Below are 17,480 nucleotides of genomic sequence, written 5' to 3'. Positions count from 1 at the left end.
CATGCAATGCGCCGCCCCGCGCGGCCCCATCGTCAGGTCAGATCCATGTCCAACCGCATCCTTCGCTTCGGCCGCGTGGCCGTCGCCGCCGTCACCCTGCTGGCTTCGGCCGGTGTCGCCCTCGCCCATGAATACACCCTGGGTGCCCTCGAAATCGAACATCCCTGGTCCCGCGCCACGCCGGGGGGCGCAAAGGTGGGTGGGGGCTATCTCGTCATCGAAAACGATGCCGACGCTCCGGACCGCCTGCTGTCGATCGAATCCGACATCGCCACGACGGTGCAGATCCACGAAATGAAGATGAGCGCCGACGGCATGGCCTCGATGACCGAGGTCGAGGGCGGCCTGGAGATCCCGGCCAAGGGCCGGGTCGAACTGGCCCCCGGCGGCTATCACGTCATGTTCATGGGCCTGAAGCACCCCTTGACCGAGGGCGAGAGCTTCGACGCCACCCTGACCTTCGAGAAGGCGGGCAGCATCGACGTGAAGTTCAAGATCGAGGCCATGGGCTACAAGGGCGAACACGCCCATTGAAGAATGGCTGATCCCCCGCCGTCGCGGCGGGGGATCAGTTGATCATCAGGGTCGCGACATGGGCCGCGACCGAGGACGCCAGGGCATAGAGGTCGTAGCCGCCCTCGAGGGTCGAAACGATGCCGGCCTTGCACATCTTGCGCGACAGATGCGCCAGTTCTTGGGTGACCCAGCGATAGTCCTGTTCCGACAGGCGCAGATTGGCGAGCGGATCGAGGGCATGACCGTCGAAACCGGCCGAGATCATGATCATCTCCGGCTTGAAGGCTTCGAGCGCCGGAAACACATGCTCGGCGAAGGCCTTGCGGAACGCCGGCCCGTCCGCGCCCGGCGGCAGCGGCGCATTGACGATATTGTGGTCGCAGCCGGTCTCGCCCGCCGCCCCCGTGCCGGGATAGAGCGGCGCCTGATGGGTCGAGGCATAGAGGAGATCGGCATCGTTCTCGAAGGCCGACTGGGTGCCGTTGCCGTGATGGACGTCGAAATCGACCACCGCGATCCGCTTCATGCCGTGGACGGCGCGGGCATGCTGGGCCCCGATGGCGACATTGTTGAAGAAGCAGAAGCCCATGGCCTGCGCCGGTTCGGCGTGATGGCCGGGCGGGCGCACGGCGCAAAAGGCGGAGCGCGCCCCGCCGGCCACCACCGCGTCCACCGCCGCCACCACGGCGCCGGCGGCATAGAGCGCCGCTTCGCCCGTGTCGGGACACATGACCGTGTCGGCATCCATGTGGAACTTGTTGTGGCCGAAGCCGGGCATGTCGGACATCACCCAGTCGACATAGTCCGGGTCGTGCACGCGGATGAGCTGCTCGCGCGTCGCCTGGGGCGCCTCGGCCCGTTCGAGATAGTGAAAATCCTCCGCCTCCAGCGCGCGCATCACCGCGCGCAGCCGGTCGGCGCTTTCGGGGTGGCCCCAGCCCGTGTCGTGGGCGAGGCAGGCTGGATGCGAGAACAGAATCGTGGACATGCGGATGGGACTTCCGACTGGCGTTTCCGGGAGACGGCATCACGCGGCCGCCTCTGTTGCTATTATGTGGCATTTCGCGCCGAAACGCGGGGCCGTACAAGTCAGACTTAAGGCGGTACTTGCCGATGTCCAGGCTTTCAGGGCGATCTGCCGCAGGTTACGGCGCCATTCGCGTCCCCGCCCTTCCCCACCGGGCGCAATCGTCGTAACAAACCCCATGAGTCGGCCGGGGCCGGCAAGGGCGAAAGGTCGAGCATGGCGATGGACGAGAAGCGGTACCTGGACCTAGTGGAGGACTGCCTGAACCATTGGCTGGACGTTCTGGAGGCGAGCGAGGGTTTCGACGAACTCGATCTCGCCGACGGCGTGCTCCAGGCCGAGACGGAGGACGGCAAGACCTTCATCCTGAACCGTCATGTGCCGCTGCGTCAGGTCTGGCTGTCGTCGCCCGTCTCGGGGGCCCATCACTATGCCTTCGACGAGACGGCCGGCGCCTGGCATTCGACGCGGGGCGGGGAGGCGCTTTCGGTGCGCCTCGTCGCCGATCTCGCGGCCCTCGGCATCGCCGTCGGGGCCTGAGGGTCGACTGGCGTGCGCCCTCGCCCCTTCCTTCCGGGATCCAATCGTCGTAACAGTCTGGTCCGTTCGCGCCCGGTGGCGCGGCCGGCGAGACAGCGTGATCAAGGCGGGAGGTGCCGTTCATGACCGAGGCGCAGAAGCCCGAAAGGCGCGGCAATCCCCTGCCCCGGCTGCGCCAGCTCTGGCCCTTCGTCGCGCCCTATCGCGGCCGGGTCGTGGTCGCGCTGATCTCCCTCGTCGTCGCCGCCGGCGCCACGCTCACCATCGGCCAGGCGCTGCGCAGCCTCATCGACCACGGCTTCGGCGGTGGCGCGGACGCCACCGGCAACATAGACGTCTATTTCATCTCGCTCCTCGGCGTCGTCGTCGTTCTGTCCTTCGCCACCTTCGGGCGCTTCTACATGGTCTCCTGGCTGGGCGAGCGGGTGATCGCCGACATCAGGCGCGCCGTCTACGGCCATGTCGTGCGCCTGGACGCGACCTTCTTCGAAACGACCAAGACAGGCGAGATCCTGTCGCGCCTGAACGCCGACACGCTGGTGATCGAGACCGTGGTCGGATCCTCCGCCTCGGTCGCGCTGCGCAACCTCCTCATGTTCCTCGGCGGCTCGGTGCTGCTGGTCATCACCTCGCTCAAGCTCTCGGCCCTGCTGCTTCTCGTGGTGCCCCTGGTGCTGCTGCCGATCCTGGTGTTCGGGCGGCGCGTGCGCGGCCTGTCGCGCGCCAGCCAGGACCGATTGGCGGAATCCGCCGCCGTCGCCAACGAAACCCTGAACGCCGTCCACACCGTCCAGGCCTTCGGTCAGGAAGCGGGGGAGGCCGCGCGCTACGGCGCCTCGGTCGAAGCCGCCTTCGGCACCGCCCGGCGCCGTATCCGGGCTCGTGCCTGGCTGACCGCCCTGGTCATCACCCTGATCTTCGGCGCGATCGACCTCATTCTCTGGATCGGCGCGACCGACGTCGCGACCGGCGGCATGAGCGGCGGCGAGCTGGCCGCCTTCGTCTTCTACGCGATCGTCTCGGCGGGCGCCCTCGGCGCGCTGTCCGAAGTCTGGGGCGACCTGCAGCGTGCCGCCGGCGCGACCGAGCGCCTGCTGGAAATCCTGGCGGTGACGCCGCGCATCACGGCCCCCGCCGTGCCCGCCGACCTGCCGGCCCCGGCCCAGGGCCGGATCGTCTTTGACGATGTCACCTTCCACTATCCCTCGCGCCCGGACCTGCCGGCGCTGGAGGGCCTGTCGCTGACCGTGGAACCGGGGGAGACCGTGGCCCTGGTCGGTCCGTCCGGCGCCGGCAAGAGCACGGTGTTCCAGCTGCTGCTGCGCTTCCACGACCCCGAGGCCGGGCGCATCACCGTGGACGGCGCGGACATCCGCAGCCTCGACCCGGTGGCGCTGCGCTCGCTCTTCGCGCTGGTGCCGCAGGAGACCACGATCTTCGCCACCGACGCCGCCGCCAACATCCGCTATGGCCGGCCCGAGGCGGGCGACGCGGAAGTCGTCGAAGCCGCCGAGGCCGCTTCGGCCCGCGCCTTCATCGAACAATTGCCGGACGGTTTCGCCGCCCAGTTGGGCGAGCGCGGCGCGCGCCTCTCGGGCGGCCAGAAGCAGCGCGTGGCGATCGCGCGCGCCATGTTGCGGGATCCCCGGGTGCTGCTGCTGGACGAGGCGACCAGCGCCCTCGACGCCGAATCGGAAATCCAGGTCCAGGCCGCGCTGGAACGGCTGATGGCGGGGCGCACCACACTGGTGATCGCCCACCGCCTCGCCACCGTGGTCAATGCCGACCGGATCGTCGTCCTCGACCGGGGCCGTATCGTCGAGACCGGCAGCCACGACGAGCTGATGGCCAGGGGCGGGCTCTATGCCCGTCTCGCCAATCTGCAGTTCGGCGACGCCGAGTCCCGGCTAGGCGAGCGGCGCCTGGGCCGGGCGGGAGAGTGATCGGCTGAATCACCATGAGCCGGGACGAACACCGGCGGAGGAGGAAACATGAGCAGAACGGGCAGGCGCCTCCTGATCGGGGGCGGCGTCATCTTCGTGGCCTGTGCCGGCTTCGTCGGCTGGCTGATGGCGAATGCGGGACAGTTCCGCACGATCGAGGCGGGGGGCAGCGCCGTCTGCACACCCGTCGGCGGCGTCGTCGGGGCGGAGGACATCGTGGCCGACGTCGCCCGCCAGCAGGCCTTCGTCTCGATCGACGATCGCCGCGCCACCATGGCCGGCGCGCCGTTGCGCGGGCGGATCGCCCTCATCGACCTGACCCAGAGCCCGCCGGTGCCGCGCGACGTGACGCCCCCGGTGCCGGAAGCCTTCCATCCCCACGGCGTCTCGCTCTGGACCGATCCCGAGACCGGGGCGCGCAGCCTCTTCGTCGTCAATCACCTGGAAGGCGGCGTGCCGACCGCCGGCATGACGCGGGTGGAAATCTTCGGCGTCGCCGAGGACGGCAGCCTTGACCATCGGGGCGGCGTGATCGGGGGCGAGATGAATTCGCCCAACGACGTGCTGGCGGTCGGCCCCAACAGCTTCTACTTCAGCAACGACCATGGTTCCGAGACCTATCTCGGCTTCATGCTCGAAAGCTTCCTGATGCTGCCGCGCGCCAATGTCGTCTTTTACGACGGCAAGGAATTCCGCCGGGTTGCGGACGGCATCGCCTTCGCCAACGGCCTCGGCCTGTCGCCGGACGGCCGCCTGCTCCATGTCGCCGAGACGACGGGTTTCGCCGTCCGCACCTACCGGCGCGACCCCGACAGCGGCCGTCTGGAACTCGCCTGGACGACGCCGGCCCCGAACGGCGTCGACAATATCGACATGATGCCCGACGGCAGCATGCTCGTCGCCGGCCATCCCCATCTGCTCGACTTCCTGGCCCATACGGCGGATGCCGCCGAGCTTTCGCCGTCCGAGGTGATCCGCGTCGTGCCGGGCGACGGCGCCTCGACGGTGGAAACCCTGTTGACCGATCCGGGCGGCCTGATTTCCGGCGCGTCGGTCGCCACCCACGCCGGCCCCGGCCGCTTCCTGGTCGGTTCGGTGTTCGAGGAAAAGCTGCTGGACTGCCGGCAGCGGTGACGGGCGGGGGCGCCGATACCGCCCCCGTTTGGCCACATCCGCCACGATTTTTCCGCAATCCGACCCTTTTGCGGCCAGATTGCGGGGGCAGATTGATCACCGTTGGTCCTCGAAGAGGAACCGGCCGGACGACGGAGCACCCCCAAGCCCCAGCCCCAACCGTCGTTCGGCCGGGCCAGCCCCCACCCCCCGACATATCGTCCTTTCGACGTCTCTTCCTAAAGCGGCAGCGCCGATACCATTTCGGCGCAATGGCGAAGAGCGTCCTCACGCGAAAGGCCCGCGCGGACACGGATCGCGAGACTGTGCAGCAGGGACGAGATCATGCGCGCCAGCACGCCGGGCGGCACCGGACCGTCGCCGGCCGCCGCGCTCAGATGGGCCGTCAGCGTCTCGTCGATCATGGTGAGCACGGCGTTCAGGCGCGCCCGCACCGGTGCATCGCAGAACGCCTCCGCCGGCGCCGTGCACAGGACGAGACAGCCGAGCCCGGACTCGTCCTCGAAATAGGCGGCGACCGCCCCCTCGAAGAAGCGCGACAACTTCTGGCGCGTGTCGTCGTCGCCGCGAAAGGCGCGTTCGAGCCCGTCACGCATCATGCCGGCATGGGTATCCAGCGCCCGCAGGTAGAGTTCCTGCTTGCTGCCGAACGCGGCATAGAGGCTCGACCGCTTCAAGCCGGTGACCGCGCCCAGATCGTCCAGCGAGGTCGCTGCATAGCCCTGGCGGCGAAACAGTTCCGCCGCATCCGCCAGCGCCGCCTCGGGCGAGAATTGGCGGGGCCGGCCGCGGGAAGGTTTATCCGTCATTTATGGACCATTTCGTACAAAAATTCTTGCGCCGTTATTTTTGTACGGTACAGTCCAGAAATCGCATTGCCAATCCGGAACGCCGCCATGGACCTCTATTTCTGCCCGATGACCTGTTCCCTCGCGACCCGCATCGCCCTCTACGAGAGCGGGCAGGACGCGCGTTTCCATCAGGTCGCCCTGTCCGACAAGACGATCGTCGGCGGCGGCGACTATCTGGCGGTGAACCCCAAGGGCCAGGTGCCGGCGCTCCGCCTCGACGACGGCCATCTCCTGACCGAGGGGCCGGCGATCCTGCAATATGTCGCCGACCGGGCGCCGGACTCGAAACTGGCACCGTCCGCCGGCAGCCTGGCGCGCTACGAAGTCCAGGCCTGGCTGAACTATGTCGCGGCCGAGGTCCACAAGCAGGTGTTCTACGTCATCTTCAGCCCCGAATCGCCCGAGGCGGCGCGCGACCATGCCCGAACCGTGCTGGCCCCCCGGCGCTTCGGTCATCTCCAGTCCCGTCTCGCCGATCGCGAATTCCTGGCAACCGACGATTTCTCCGTGGCCGACGCCTATCTGACCACGACCCTGAACTGGACCCGCAATGCGGGCATAGACCTTAAGCCCTGGCCCGCCGTCACCGCCTATCACAAGCGCATGACCGCCCGCCCCGCCGTCGCCCGCGCCATCGCCGAGGAGATGGCGTTGCGGTAGATTGTCGAGAGACGACGAAAGTACGGAACGGAGACGATGAGCAAGGTCAGGCAAAGCATTCTGGCCGGCGCACGGCAAGCCCTCGCCTTTGCCCAAGGCGAACGCGAGGGATTCGTCGAGCATCGCCCCGCGCCGCGCCCTTCTGCACCTAGCCAATCGCGCAACGAAAACGATACAGCGGGCCCCGGCGGCAAAGCCTGACGCCCCCTACCAGCCCGTCCGCGAACGTCACGCTTTCGCCCCAATCCGACCTTTTTGCAGCCTGAAACGGGGCCGATCGTCCTGAGCGTTGGTCCTCAACAACGGCCCGACCGGATGTCAGGAAGACCCCCAAGCCCCCAGCCCCCTTCCTGCCGTTCGGTCGGGCCATCCGGTTCAGGCCCCCGCCCCCGCGCCCCTCGTCACTGCCCCCTCGGCCCCTGATCGGCCTCCGACCGGCCGGCATCGCGCGTGCTTCGCGCTTGATCCGGGATGGCTGCGCCCCTAGCTTGGCGCACCGAAATCGGCGGCAACAGCCGGCAGGGAGAGGGTGCTGGGCACCCGCACGCAACGCAATGCCAGACGAGACCGAGATGCCAGACATGATCGAGACGACGGCCGCTTCGATGAGCGAGCCGCCGATGATCCAGATCGTCGACCTGGTCAAGCGCTTCGGCCCCTTCACCGCCGTCGACGGCGTCGGCTTTTCCGTGTTCCGGGGCGAGGTTCTCGGCTTTCTGGGACCGAACGGCGCCGGCAAGTCGACCACCATGAAGATGGCCGCCGGCTTCCTGACCCCGACCGCCGGCCGCGTCGCCATCGCCGGCCACGACGTCGAGGCGGCACCGCTCGAAGCCAAGCGCGCGCTCGGCTATCTGCCGGAAGGGGCACCCGCCTACGGCGACATGACCACGCGAAGCTTTCTCGAATTCCTGGGCCGGGTGCGCCAGCTCGACAAGGCGACAGCGCGGCGCCGCTTCGACCAGGTGGTGACCGAGATCGCCCTCGAAGGCGTGCTGGACCAACCGATCGACACCCTCTCCAAGGGCTTCAAGCGCCGGGTCGGCCTTGCCGGGGCGATCCTGCACGATCCCCCCTGCCTGATCCTGGACGAGCCGACCGACGGCCTCGACCCCAATCAGAAGCACGAGGTGCGCAACCTGATCCGGCGCATGGCGCCGAGCAAGGCAATCGTCGTCTCCACCCATATCCTCGAAGAGGTCGAGGCGGTATGCAGCCGCGCCGTCATCATCGACCGGGGCCGCGTCGTCGCCGACGGCACGCCCCAGGACCTGATGGCCCATTCGCCGTTCCACAACGCCGTGCGCCTGTCGCTCCTGAACGCGGTGCCCGATCTCGCCTCGCGCCTTGCCGACGTCGCGGGCGTCGCCCGCGTCTTCGTGCCGGAAGGCGGGCGCCCCGGGCGCGACTTCCTGGTGCTGCCGCGACACGCGGGCGCCACCATCCTCGAAGGCGTCGCCATGCGCCTTCGCCAGACCGGCATCGCCATCGAGACCATGACGGTCGACAGCGGCCGCCTGGACGACGTCTTCCGCAATCTGACCACCAGCGACGCGGCCCGCGAAACCCGCGCGCCGCAGAACAGGACCGCCGAGACCCGGCCATGAAAAGCACCCTGACCATCGCCCGGCGCGAGCTGGCCGGCTATTTCGCCACGCCGCTGGCCTATGTCTTCATCATCGTCTACCTGTTCCTGACGGGGATCTTCACCTTCTACGTCGGCAATTTCTTCGCCCGGGGCGAGGCCGATCTGGTGCCCTTCTTCACCTTCCATCCCTGGCTCTATCTGTTCCTGATCCCGGCGATCGCCATGCGTCTCTGGGCGGAGGAGCGGAAGGCCGGCACCATCGAACTGCTGCTGACCCTGCCCGTGCCGCTCTGGGCCGCGATCCTCGGCAAATTCCTGGCGGCCTGGGCCTTCACCGCGATCGCCCTGGTGCTGACCGCGCCCATGTGGATCACGGTCAACTACCTGGGCGCGCCCGACAACGGCGTGATCCTGGCGGGTTACATCGGCTCCTTCCTGATGGCCGGGGCCTATCTCGCCGTCGGCTCCTGCGTCTCGGCGATGACGCGGAACCAGGTGGTCGCCTTCGTGCTGACCGTCGTCGTGCTGTTCCTGTTCACGGCGTCCGGCGCGCCCATGGTGCTGGACGCCTTTTCGGGCTGGGCACCGCAGGCGATCGTCGACACCGTCGCCTCCTTCTCCTTCCTCACCCATTTCGACGGGCTGGTCACCGGCGTGATCGAGGTGAAGGACATCGTCTTCTTCGCCAGCCTGATCGTCGCGGCGCTGGCGGCCAATGCGATCGTCATCGACATGAAGAAGGCGAGCTGAGATGGCCCCCACCCGCGTCCGTGTCGCCGGCTCCCTCGCGCTCGCGCTGATCGCAGCCCTCTTCCTCACGGTCAATCTGATCGCCCAGGTCGGCCTTTCCGGCATGCGCCTGGATCTGACCGAGAACAAGCTCTACACCCTGTCGGACGGCACGCTCGCCATTCTCGACAAGCTCGACGAACCGGTCACCCTTCGCCTCTATCACTCGGCGACGCTGTCGAACCAGTTCCCGGCGATCAAGACCTTCGCCGGCCGCGTGACCGAACTGCTGGACGCCTTCAGGCGCGCCGGCCACGGCAACGTCCGGATCGAGATCATCGACCCCATCCCCTTCACCACGGCGGAGGACGAGGCGGTCGCCGCCGGCATCCGGGGCAACGACACGCCGTCGGGCGAGGCCTTCTATTTCGGCCTGGTCGGCACCGGCCCCATCGGCGGGCGCGAGGTGATGCCCGTGATCGCGCCGGACCGCGAGAGTTTCCTCGAATACGACCTCGCCAAGATGATCGTCTCCCTGACCGCCGAGCGAAAGCCGGTGCTGGGCGTCATCTCGGCCCTGCCCCTCGACGTCGGCTTCGGCGGCGCCATGGCGGCGATGCGCGGCCAGTCCCAGCCCTTCACGGTCTATGCCCAACTCTCGGAACTCTACGACGTCCGCATGATGGCGCCCGATTTCGTCGAGATCGGCGCCCATATCGACATGCTGCTGATCGCCCATCCGCAGAAGTTGAACCCGCAGCAGCTCTATGCCATCGACCAGTTCGTGCTGGCGGGGGGCCGCGCCGTGGTGCTGGTCGATCCCAATGCCGAGGTGATGGCGCAGACCGCGCAGCAGGGCGCGCCGCCGCCGCAGCTCGCCTCCGATCTCGATCCCCTGCTCGCCGCCTGGGGCGTGAAGGTCGATCCCGACACCGTGATCGGCGACGCCCGGATGGCGACCAAGGTCACGGTCGCGGGCAGCCGCCGGCCGCTCGACTATCTGGTCTGGCTGCGCGCCGACAAGACCAACTTCAACGCCGACGACATCGTCACCGCCAATCTGTCCCAGGTCCTGCTGGCGACGGCGGGCAGTATCGCCACCCTGCCCGACGCGACGACCACGGTCACACCGCTGATCACCACCTCGACCGAGGCGGGAACCTTCAATCCGATCGCCGTCCGCGTCACCCGCAATCCCGAAGACCTGACGCGCATGTTCAAGCCGGAGGGGCGGCGCTTCACCCTTGCCGCCCGCATCACCGGCCCCGCCCCCTCCGCCTTCGCCGGCGGCCCGCCCCGGGTCGATTCCAACCAGGCGCCGAACCCGACGCCCGAGGGTCAGGAACCGGCCTTCGGCGCGCGCGAGCGGAGCCCGCTGACGCAATCCGTGGCGCCCATCAACGTCGTCCTGATCGCCGATGCCGACGTGCTGGACGACCGGCTCTGGGTCCAGACGGCGGGCCAGGGGGCCGAGCGCAGCGTGGTGCCCACCGCCGACAACGGCAATTTCATCGTCAACGCGGTCGAGAACCTGGCCGGTTCCGCCGACCTGATCGCCGTTCGCGGCCGCGCCCCCGCCGCCCGGCCCTTCACCAGGGTCGAGGGACTGAAGGAAGCGGCCGAACGCAAGTTCATGGCCCGCAGCGAGGAGCTTCAGGCGAAACTCGACGCGACCCAGGCCCGCATCATCGAATTGCGCCGCAACGGCGGCAGCGGCGGCACCGCCGGCGCCATCGTCTCGGCCGAGACGGAGCGCGCGCTGGCCGACGCCCGGGCAGAGGTGGCGGCGACACGGCGCGAATTGCGCGAGGTTCAGCGCAATCTGAACGTCGACATCGAACGTCTCGAAAGCCGGCTGCGCTTCGTCAACATCGGTCTCGTGCCGCTGCTGGTCGCGATCATCGCCGTCATCCTGTCCTTCGCCCGGCTGCGTCGTCGCCGGGCCCGGCAATAGGAGCTTCGCCCATGCGTCGCTCGACCCTCGTCTTCCTGCTCGGCCTCACCATCGTGCTCGGGCTGACCGGCGCCTGGCTGGTGGCGGAGCGCATCCGTGTGACCAGTGCCGACCTCTCGGGCCGCCCCCTCATGCCGGACCTGAAGGGGGCGCTCAACGATGTCGCCACCGTCGCCATCGAGGGCGCCGAAGGCCGCTTCACCCTGAAGCGCGTCGACGGCGAGCGTTGGGTGATGCCGGAACGGGGCGACTATCCCGCCGACTTCGGCAAGATCCGGCGCCTGCTGGTCGGCCTCTCGGACATGGTGGCGATCGAGCCGAAGACCGCGCGGCCCGACCGCTATCACTTCCTCGACGTCGAGGACGTCGGGCCGGGCACCAAGGGCCTGCGCGTGACCGCCGCCGACAGTTCGGGCACGGCGATCGCCGACATCATCCTGGGCCGGCCCGTCGACACCCTCGGCGCCAGCCGGCTGCCGCGCTATTTCGTCCGCCTCGCCGGCCAGGACGCATCGTGGGAGGCGGAAGCCGACATCCGCCCTGAACGGGGCGCCGCCGCGTGGCTGGACCGCGAACTGCTGGTGGTCGCGCCGGAGCGTTTCGCCACCGTCGCCGTGACCCGGAACGGCGAGACCGCGACCATCGCCCGCGAAACCCCCACCGGCGATTTCGCCGTCGAGGGCCAGGACGCGGACGCCATCCTGCCGAAGAAGGGCCGCATCGGCGCGCTCGCGGTGGCGGCCACCTATCTGGCCCTCGAGGATGTGCAGAAGGTGAAGGGCGCGCCCGACGGCAAGCCCCTGGCGACGGTCGAATACAAGACCTTCGACGGCCTGACCCTGACCCTGAACCTCGTCTCCATCGACGGCCAGGGCTGGACCACCATCGAGGCTTCGGCCGGCCGGCCCGAGGTGGCGCCCGTCGACGTGAAGGGCCCGGACGGCGAACCCCTGCTGAAGGACGCGGAAACCGTCCGCGCCGAAGCGGGCGCCATCAACGCCCGCACCAAGGGCTGGCTCTACCGTCTCGACGGCACGCGGGTGATCGACCTGACCCCGGCCCCCGGCGACCTCTTCGACCCGAAGCCGGCGCCCGTGCCGGAAGCGACTCCCGACACACCTTAAGGCGCCCTCTCTACCTGATTCGTCGCCCCGGCGAAGGCCGGGGCCTCCATCCGCAAGGGGCGCCCTTCCGTCGAAAGATCCCGGCCTTCGCCGGGATGACGCGCTTAAGGGGAGAATGCCTTGGGTTGGAAGGGCCGATCGCCACGGATCCCTTGAAGCCCCGCCCCCTCTTCCTATATCGACAGCGCACCGAAAACCCAGGTCGAGGCAGGAGATCATGACGACGGAAACCATCGAAACCCGCGGCTTCGAGGCGGAGGTGGCGCGGCTGCTGCACCTCATGGTGCATTCGGTCTATTCCGAGAAGGAGATCTTCCTCCGCGAGCTGATCTCCAACGCCTCCGACGCCTGCGACAAGCTGCGCTACGAAGCCCTGACCGAGCCGGCGCTGACCGCCGACGATCCGGGCTTCCGGGTGGAGATCGCCCTCGACAAGGACAGCCGCACCCTCACGGTTTCCGACAATGGCATCGGCATGTCGAAGGACGAGCTGATCGCCAATCTGGGCACCATCGCCCGCTCCGGCACCTCCGCCTTCGTCGAGCAACTCTCGGGCGACGAGTCGAAGGACATGTCCCTGATCGGGCGGTTCGGCGTCGGCTTCTATTCGGTCTTCATGGTGGCGGACCGGGTCCATGTCGTCTCCAGGAAAGCCGGCCAGACGGACGCCTTCGCCTGGGAGTCGGACGGCGCCGGCACCTACAGCCTGGGTCCTGCGGAACGCGCCACGCGTGGCACCACGATCACGCTGCACCTGCGCGAGGGGGAGGATGAATTCCTCGATCCCTGGCGCCTGAAGCGGATCGTGAAGACCTATTCCGACCATATCGCCCTGCCGGTAATCCTGAAGGCCGTGCCCAAAGCCGAAGGCGAGGACGCCGACGATGCGGCGCCCGCCGAGGACGAGACCCTGAACAGCGCCTCCGCCCTCTGGACCCGCCCGAAGGCCGACATCACGGCGGAGCAATATACCGAATTCTACCGTCACATCGGCCATGCCATGGACGAGCCCTGGGCCACCATCCACTGGAAGGCCGAGGGCACGATCGAATATACCGGCCTTCTGTTCGTGCCGACGGCGCGGCCCTTCGACCTGTTCGATCCCAAGCGCCAGAGCCGGCTGAAACTCTATGTCCGCCGGGTCTTCATCACCGACGATTGCGAAGCCCTGCTGCCCGGCTGGCTGCGCTTCCTGCGCGGCGTCGTCGACAGTGCCGATCTGCCCCTGAACATCTCGCGCGAGATGCTGCAGGAAAGCCCGCTGACCGCCAAGATCCGCTCCGGCCTCGTGAAGAAGGTGCTCTCCGACCTCGAGAAGCGCGCGGCCGACAAGGAGGCCTTCGCCGCCTTCTGGGATGCCTTCGGCGCGGTCGTCAAGGAAGGTCTCTACGAGGATTTCGAGCGGCGTGAGCAGATCCTCAAGATCGCCCGCTTCAAATCGACCAAGTCGAACGGCGAATGGATCAGCCTGGCCGACTATGCCGAACGCATGCGGCCCAATCAGACGGCGGTCTATTTCATCACCGGCGACGCCGCCCATATCGCCAAGTCGCCGCAGCTCGAAGCCTTCAAGGCGCGCGACATCGAAGTGCTGCTGCTGTCCGACCCGATCGACGATTTCTGGACCGGCGCCGGTCTCGACTGGGACGGCAAGCCCTTCCAGTCGGTCACGCGCGGCGACATCGACCTCTCCCAGATCCCCGATGCCGAGGACAAGCCCGAGACCAAGGCGGACAATGCCCCCGATGCCGCCCTCGACAAGCTGATCGCCGCCGCCAAACTGGCCCTGGGCGATGCCGTGAAGGACGTCCGCGTCTCCAGGCGCCTGACCGACAGCGCGGTCTGCCTCGTCGCCGACAATGGCGACATGGACATGCATCTGGCCCGCCTGATGCGCGCCGCCAAGGGCCCGGACGCCGGCTTCGACACCGCCCGCATCCTGGAAATCAACCCCGGCCACCCTCTAGTCAAAGCCCTGGCCGCCCGCGCCGAGACCGACGGCACCGCCGACACCCTGGCCGACGCCGCCCATCTCCTCCTCGATCAGGCCCGCATCGTCGAAGGCGAAATCCCCACCGACCCCGCCGCCTTCGCACGCCGCCTGTCGGACGTGATGACCAAAGCGGTCGCCTGATCCCCACGGTACCCCACCTGCGTCGCCCGACCTGCGTCGCCCCGGCGCAGGCCGGGGCCTTCCGCCGGAAAGGGCTGTGACCAAAGGCACAGCCCCCCACGCGCAGATACATCATCATGCGAACGAGCGGCCGCCCCCGCGCCGCTCAGCGGAGGCCCCCCGATGACACACCGACTCCCGCCGATCGCCCTCGTCACCGTCGCCGCCCTGGCCCTTTCCGGCTGCGCCACCTGGGAAAAGCCCGGCGCCAGTGAAACCGACCGCGACCGCGACCTCGCCGCCTGCGAAGTCCTCGGCTACGACCGCTATCCCCCGGCCCTGGAACGCTATCTCGCCACCCCCGCCCATTTCGACCGGCCCGAAACCACCTGCGCCTATGACGCCAAAGGCCACGTCACCGCCTGCACCACCTCCCCCGGCCACTGGATCCCCGACCAATGGACCACCCACGACACCAACGCAGCCCCCCGCCGCGCCGTGATCGAAGACTGCATGTTCGGCAAGGGGTGGCACCGGGAGGTGAAGTAGTGAGCGGGGGGTGATGTGCCGCATACTAGAATGGAGTGACACGCCCGGGAATTTGGTGAAATTTCATAGCATGATGGGCAACCAGAGCGAGCAAATCAATTTTAAACACAAGCACGCAAGTGATTTATAGCGCCCATTTTAGACATAAAGTCAGAATTTGAAGAAAATTTCTTTAAATATTAACAAATATTTCATTGTATCTCTAAAATCTGCATCACTATATTCTACATCTTTCACAATTTCGATATTTCTCTCCAAACCTCATCGTCACTTTGTTGTAATTTTGACATCATCGCCTTAACACGAGAAGTCATTGATCGTTCCGGAACAAAAAGTTTACCAGATCGACCAGGAGCTTCCGTCAAAAATCTATTCTTAATCAAGACTGACAAAACTTTGGATTGCAATTTCGCATCGCCAAATTCCCCCAATCCTCGAAGTAAAGCCTCTTCTTTCCGTCCACTACCCGGTTGCAGAAAGGTCTTTCTTAAAATAGTCACTAAAAGAATTTGACTTGGAGATAATTCCGTTCTCTTGATTCTCGCCACCGTGTCCAATTTTAGGCGATCAGCAACGATACAAGATTGAAGCCATTCTGGTGTTTCATCGCCTGACGCCCCCTCAAGATATTCGATAGTCGAATTAGAAATTTTCACATCTACTACTGAGGAATTGAAAATATTGAGGAATTTAATTTCACAACTTTCTATATGCAGACCCATTACATTCTTTGAAGAAAAATCTAATACAGATACATACCCACCAACCACCTCAGATCCAGAGAAATCTAATTCATTAATATCGCATAATAATAAACCACCAACAATGTCACAAGAAAGAGGCCCACCGCTTTCTCCTCGCTCCGACTGTATCCGGTGGGTAGCGTCAGAAATAGAAAAACTCTGCCCTACTCTGTTGGCTATAATTTCAAGACCGAGAACACCGGCCCCATGCTTCCAATGATCACTTTGAACATTTTGTTCATATAAAGCCAATATATTAGCAACATCTAATCCCCTGAGTCCCTCCACAATAAAATCGTCAACAAATTGCCTGTCGTCTGTTTCTGAGGCCACTCGCCCCAATCCAGGAAGGCGCTGCAACATAGCCGAGGCCTCTTGGGCAGGAAGTTGACCAACAACTTCGCCAAATATTGTTTGCACATCAAATGGCGTTATAGGTCCCCTCCCATCTGCCGTTGCCCTGGCTTTTCGGGACAATTTGCACAGTATTTTCTTAAGCGCTTCAGAGTCGTAACTTTGACGAATTCTAGAATCTCTTTCACAGAGCTGGTCAATAAACATTTCCCAAAACGCTGGCCTGTTCACTATCTGTATGTTACTCAAAGCTATATCAGAAAATTCTGCGAACATTTCTGCAACAAGCGGCTTCCTAGGAAGCCAATTGGGTATTTCCACATCGCGCCCCATGTCCTTTAGAAATTGCTTCGTCTCAGAAATCGTAAATTCCGGAGGCGTTGAAATAATCAATGCATCATTATTTAAACCAAGGGCCGATAACATTTCCTTATCACTACTGAAATAATGCGATCTACCAGTAATGAGTGCGCCAGATTTAGTTCTATTTAATAAATCTCGAACCGGATCCATAGTTCTATTTCTTGATTTTGATATTGTCCCGGCTTCATTTCCCCAATCTTGAATCGCCAATTCGTCAAATCCATCTAAAAGTAAAACAAAATCATCGTGATGGAGCGCGTCAATCGCCGAACTCGCATTTTGACTCATTTGAAGCATAGAGAAATGCCGGCGCAGAACCTCATCAGCATTTTGGGTTCCCCACATAGTTCTCAAATCTATAGATAATGCTGTTTTATCTGTTGGTGACTGCGGTAAAAGCTCGTCGAATAACTGCTGTATGGCCCTACTTTTTCCAGTTCCAAATTCACCGACCAAAATAACTCGCGATCCATGAGAGATTTTTAATGCTATATCTTTAATTTCATAGCGTTTACCATCCTGTCCATCAAATAGGACCGGGACATACGGTCTCGAATCAGGCCCGTCAGATCCTTCTTTAAAAGCGCTTCCAAACGGACGCTTTTTCCGAGCTGCAATATATGCAGCATTATCGAACCAGTGCCTATAGAATGACGAAAATGAATCAATCTGTATTTTTGCCGCCTTTGCCCCCTCAATCATAAAATTTGTTGGATCGGTATCGAGAACAATATAAACTTCCGCATAAATTCCTTCTGAAATCATCTTTTGTTTTGCAATTTGCAATCTTGCTATAAGGCCTCGAATTTTTTCGAGTCTATTTTCAATAGTAGCCTCAATAATTATCTTATAATCAGATTTTGGCGAAGCAACACAATCGAAATTAATACCGGATAGATGCTCCGATCTGAATTGATGTGCAAAGCGAATTGCCGCAAATTGCCTTACTTTATTCTCAAATGCTGCCCCTCTCTCCTGATTTCTCCCCATTTTTCCCTCACTTCTTATAAATAAAACAGATTGACTAATTTTTATTGAATCAAATTAGTCATAGCGACAATCTTGCTCTATCTTGCGTCTATACGCAATGCAGGTCAGTACCCGAACATCCAGAAAAAGGCCAAACCCTTACCCTTGGCCGTTCTCTCTTCCGCTGACGCGAATATTTCATCGTCGGGACCACGCGTTCAGCCCCGAGACGTATACCTGTCGATTTATGGTGACACTCCAATAATTCGCGCGGCCAACCGCCTATAAATCGAGGCTTAGAAAGCCTGCCCTTCCAAGGGGGC

Annotated in this window: 15 protein-coding genes; 12 read left to right on the top strand and 3 right to left on the bottom strand. The window is 64.1% G+C overall.

What is annotated here, in order from left to right:
- Positions 1-45 precede the first annotated feature (45 nt).
- On the top strand, positions 46-534 hold the full coding sequence (locus tag L2U69_RS09065; protein WP_236106487.1) for a copper chaperone PCu(A)C: 489 nt from the start codon (positions 46-48) through the stop codon (positions 532-534).
- Positions 535-568: 34 nt separating this feature from the next.
- Here L2U69_RS09065 and L2U69_RS09060 read toward each other — a convergent pair whose 3' ends face one another.
- Positions 569-1,504 (bottom strand): histone deacetylase family protein, encoded by a 936-nt coding sequence (locus L2U69_RS09060; RefSeq protein ID WP_236106486.1) that lies wholly within the window; start codon positions 1,502-1,504, stop codon positions 569-571.
- A 255-nt stretch (positions 1,505-1,759) separates the two neighbouring features.
- On the opposite strand from L2U69_RS09060, the gene cyaY reads away from it, so the two are divergent.
- The 3 genes from cyaY (at position 1,760) to L2U69_RS09045 (ending at position 5,160) form a co-directional block, all read left to right on the top strand.
- Positions 1,760-2,083, top strand: a complete 324-nt coding sequence (gene cyaY / locus L2U69_RS09055; protein WP_236106485.1) for an iron donor protein CyaY — start codon at positions 1,760-1,762, stop codon at positions 2,081-2,083.
- A 122-nt stretch (positions 2,084-2,205) separates the two neighbouring features.
- A complete protein-coding gene (locus L2U69_RS09050; protein WP_236106484.1) occupies positions 2,206-4,026 on the top strand; it encodes an ABC transporter transmembrane domain-containing protein in 1,821 nt (606 codons plus the stop codon).
- A gap of 48 nt (positions 4,027-4,074) precedes the next feature.
- Positions 4,075-5,160: a strictosidine synthase family protein gene (locus L2U69_RS09045; RefSeq protein WP_236106483.1), complete on the top strand. Its 1,086-nt coding sequence runs from the start codon at positions 4,075-4,077 to the stop codon at positions 5,158-5,160.
- Positions 5,161-5,378: 218 nt separating this feature from the next.
- Here the strand turns inward: L2U69_RS09045 and L2U69_RS09040 are convergent, their stop codons facing one another.
- A complete protein-coding gene (locus L2U69_RS09040; RefSeq protein ID WP_236106482.1) occupies positions 5,379-5,969 on the bottom strand; it encodes a TetR/AcrR family transcriptional regulator in 591 nt (196 codons plus the stop codon).
- A gap of 87 nt (positions 5,970-6,056) precedes the next feature.
- On the opposite strand from L2U69_RS09040, the gene gstA reads away from it, so the two are divergent.
- From gstA to L2U69_RS09000, 8 genes are all read left to right on the top strand, one after another.
- The gene (gstA, locus tag L2U69_RS09035) at positions 6,057-6,671 is read left to right on the top strand and encodes a glutathione transferase GstA (protein ID WP_236106481.1); all 615 of its coding nucleotides are present in this window, start codon (positions 6,057-6,059) and stop codon (positions 6,669-6,671) included.
- Between the two features lie 36 nt (positions 6,672-6,707).
- Positions 6,708-6,872 (top strand): hypothetical protein, encoded by a 165-nt coding sequence (locus tag L2U69_RS09030; RefSeq protein ID WP_236106480.1) that lies wholly within the window; start codon positions 6,708-6,710, stop codon positions 6,870-6,872.
- Between the two features lie 371 nt (positions 6,873-7,243).
- On the top strand, positions 7,244-8,278 hold the full coding sequence (locus L2U69_RS09025; protein WP_236106479.1) for an ABC transporter ATP-binding protein: 1,035 nt from the start codon (positions 7,244-7,246) through the stop codon (positions 8,276-8,278).
- A complete protein-coding gene (locus L2U69_RS09020; protein WP_236106478.1) occupies positions 8,275-9,009 on the top strand; it encodes an ABC transporter permease subunit in 735 nt (244 codons plus the stop codon). The genes L2U69_RS09025 and L2U69_RS09020 overlap by 4 nt, the downstream gene beginning before the upstream one ends.
- Position 9,010: 1 nt before the next feature.
- Positions 9,011-10,942, top strand: coding sequence for a GldG family protein (locus L2U69_RS09015; protein ID WP_236106477.1), 1,932 nt, complete (start codon positions 9,011-9,013; stop codon positions 10,940-10,942).
- 11 nt (positions 10,943-10,953) lie between these two features.
- Positions 10,954-12,066 carry a DUF4340 domain-containing protein gene (locus L2U69_RS09010; RefSeq protein ID WP_236106476.1) on the top strand — a complete coding sequence of 371 codons (1,113 nt, stop codon included), beginning with the start codon at positions 10,954-10,956 and terminating at the stop codon, positions 12,064-12,066.
- Between the two features lie 217 nt (positions 12,067-12,283).
- A complete protein-coding gene (htpG, locus tag L2U69_RS09005) occupies positions 12,284-14,200 on the top strand; it encodes a molecular chaperone HtpG (protein WP_236106475.1) in 1,917 nt (638 codons plus the stop codon).
- A 162-nt stretch (positions 14,201-14,362) separates the two neighbouring features.
- Entirely contained in the window at positions 14,363-14,728 is a 366-nt protein-coding gene (locus L2U69_RS09000) for a hypothetical protein (protein ID WP_236106474.1), read from the top strand.
- A 233-nt stretch (positions 14,729-14,961) separates the two neighbouring features.
- On the opposite strand, the gene L2U69_RS08995 is transcribed toward L2U69_RS09000, so the two are convergent.
- Positions 14,962-17,178, bottom strand: a complete 2,217-nt coding sequence (locus tag L2U69_RS08995; RefSeq protein WP_236106473.1) for an NACHT domain-containing protein — start codon at positions 17,176-17,178, stop codon at positions 14,962-14,964.
- Between the last annotated feature and the right edge of the window lie 302 nt (positions 17,179-17,480).

This window comes from Zavarzinia marina (genome assembly GCF_021568905.1).
GTDB classification, from domain to species: Bacteria; Pseudomonadota; Alphaproteobacteria; order Zavarziniales; family Zavarziniaceae; genus Zavarzinia; species Zavarzinia marina.
Note: the sequence above shows the minus strand (reverse complement) of the source record. Positions and strands in the feature narration are given on the sequence as shown.

Excerpts from the sequence above, each read along its gene's own strand:
- L2U69_RS09065 (WP_236106487.1), top strand. The coding sequence starts at position 46 with ATGTCCAACCGCATCCTTCGCTTCGGCCGCGTGGCCGTCGCCGCCGTC.
- L2U69_RS09060 (WP_236106486.1), bottom strand. The coding sequence starts at position 1,504 with ATGTCCACGATTCTGTTCTCGCATCCAGCCTGCCTCGCCCACGACACG.
- cyaY (WP_236106485.1), top strand. The coding sequence starts at position 1,760 with ATGGCGATGGACGAGAAGCGGTACCTGGACCTAGTGGAGGACTGCCTG.
- L2U69_RS09050 (WP_236106484.1), top strand. The coding sequence starts at position 2,206 with ATGACCGAGGCGCAGAAGCCCGAAAGGCGCGGCAATCCCCTGCCCCGG.
- L2U69_RS09045 (WP_236106483.1), top strand. The coding sequence starts at position 4,075 with ATGAGCAGAACGGGCAGGCGCCTCCTGATCGGGGGCGGCGTCATCTTC.
- L2U69_RS09040 (WP_236106482.1), bottom strand. The coding sequence starts at position 5,969 with ATGACGGATAAACCTTCCCGCGGCCGGCCCCGCCAATTCTCGCCCGAG.
- gstA (WP_236106481.1), top strand. The coding sequence starts at position 6,057 with ATGGACCTCTATTTCTGCCCGATGACCTGTTCCCTCGCGACCCGCATC.
- L2U69_RS09030 (WP_236106480.1), top strand. The coding sequence starts at position 6,708 with ATGAGCAAGGTCAGGCAAAGCATTCTGGCCGGCGCACGGCAAGCCCTC.
- L2U69_RS09025 (WP_236106479.1), top strand. The coding sequence starts at position 7,244 with ATGCCAGACATGATCGAGACGACGGCCGCTTCGATGAGCGAGCCGCCG.
- L2U69_RS09020 (WP_236106478.1), top strand. The coding sequence starts at position 8,275 with ATGAAAAGCACCCTGACCATCGCCCGGCGCGAGCTGGCCGGCTATTTC.
- L2U69_RS09015 (WP_236106477.1), top strand. The coding sequence starts at position 9,011 with ATGGCCCCCACCCGCGTCCGTGTCGCCGGCTCCCTCGCGCTCGCGCTG.
- L2U69_RS09010 (WP_236106476.1), top strand. The coding sequence starts at position 10,954 with ATGCGTCGCTCGACCCTCGTCTTCCTGCTCGGCCTCACCATCGTGCTC.
- htpG (WP_236106475.1), top strand. The coding sequence starts at position 12,284 with ATGACGACGGAAACCATCGAAACCCGCGGCTTCGAGGCGGAGGTGGCG.
- L2U69_RS09000 (WP_236106474.1), top strand. The coding sequence starts at position 14,363 with ATGACACACCGACTCCCGCCGATCGCCCTCGTCACCGTCGCCGCCCTG.
- L2U69_RS08995 (WP_236106473.1), bottom strand. The coding sequence starts at position 17,178 with ATGGGGAGAAATCAGGAGAGAGGGGCAGCATTTGAGAATAAAGTAAGG.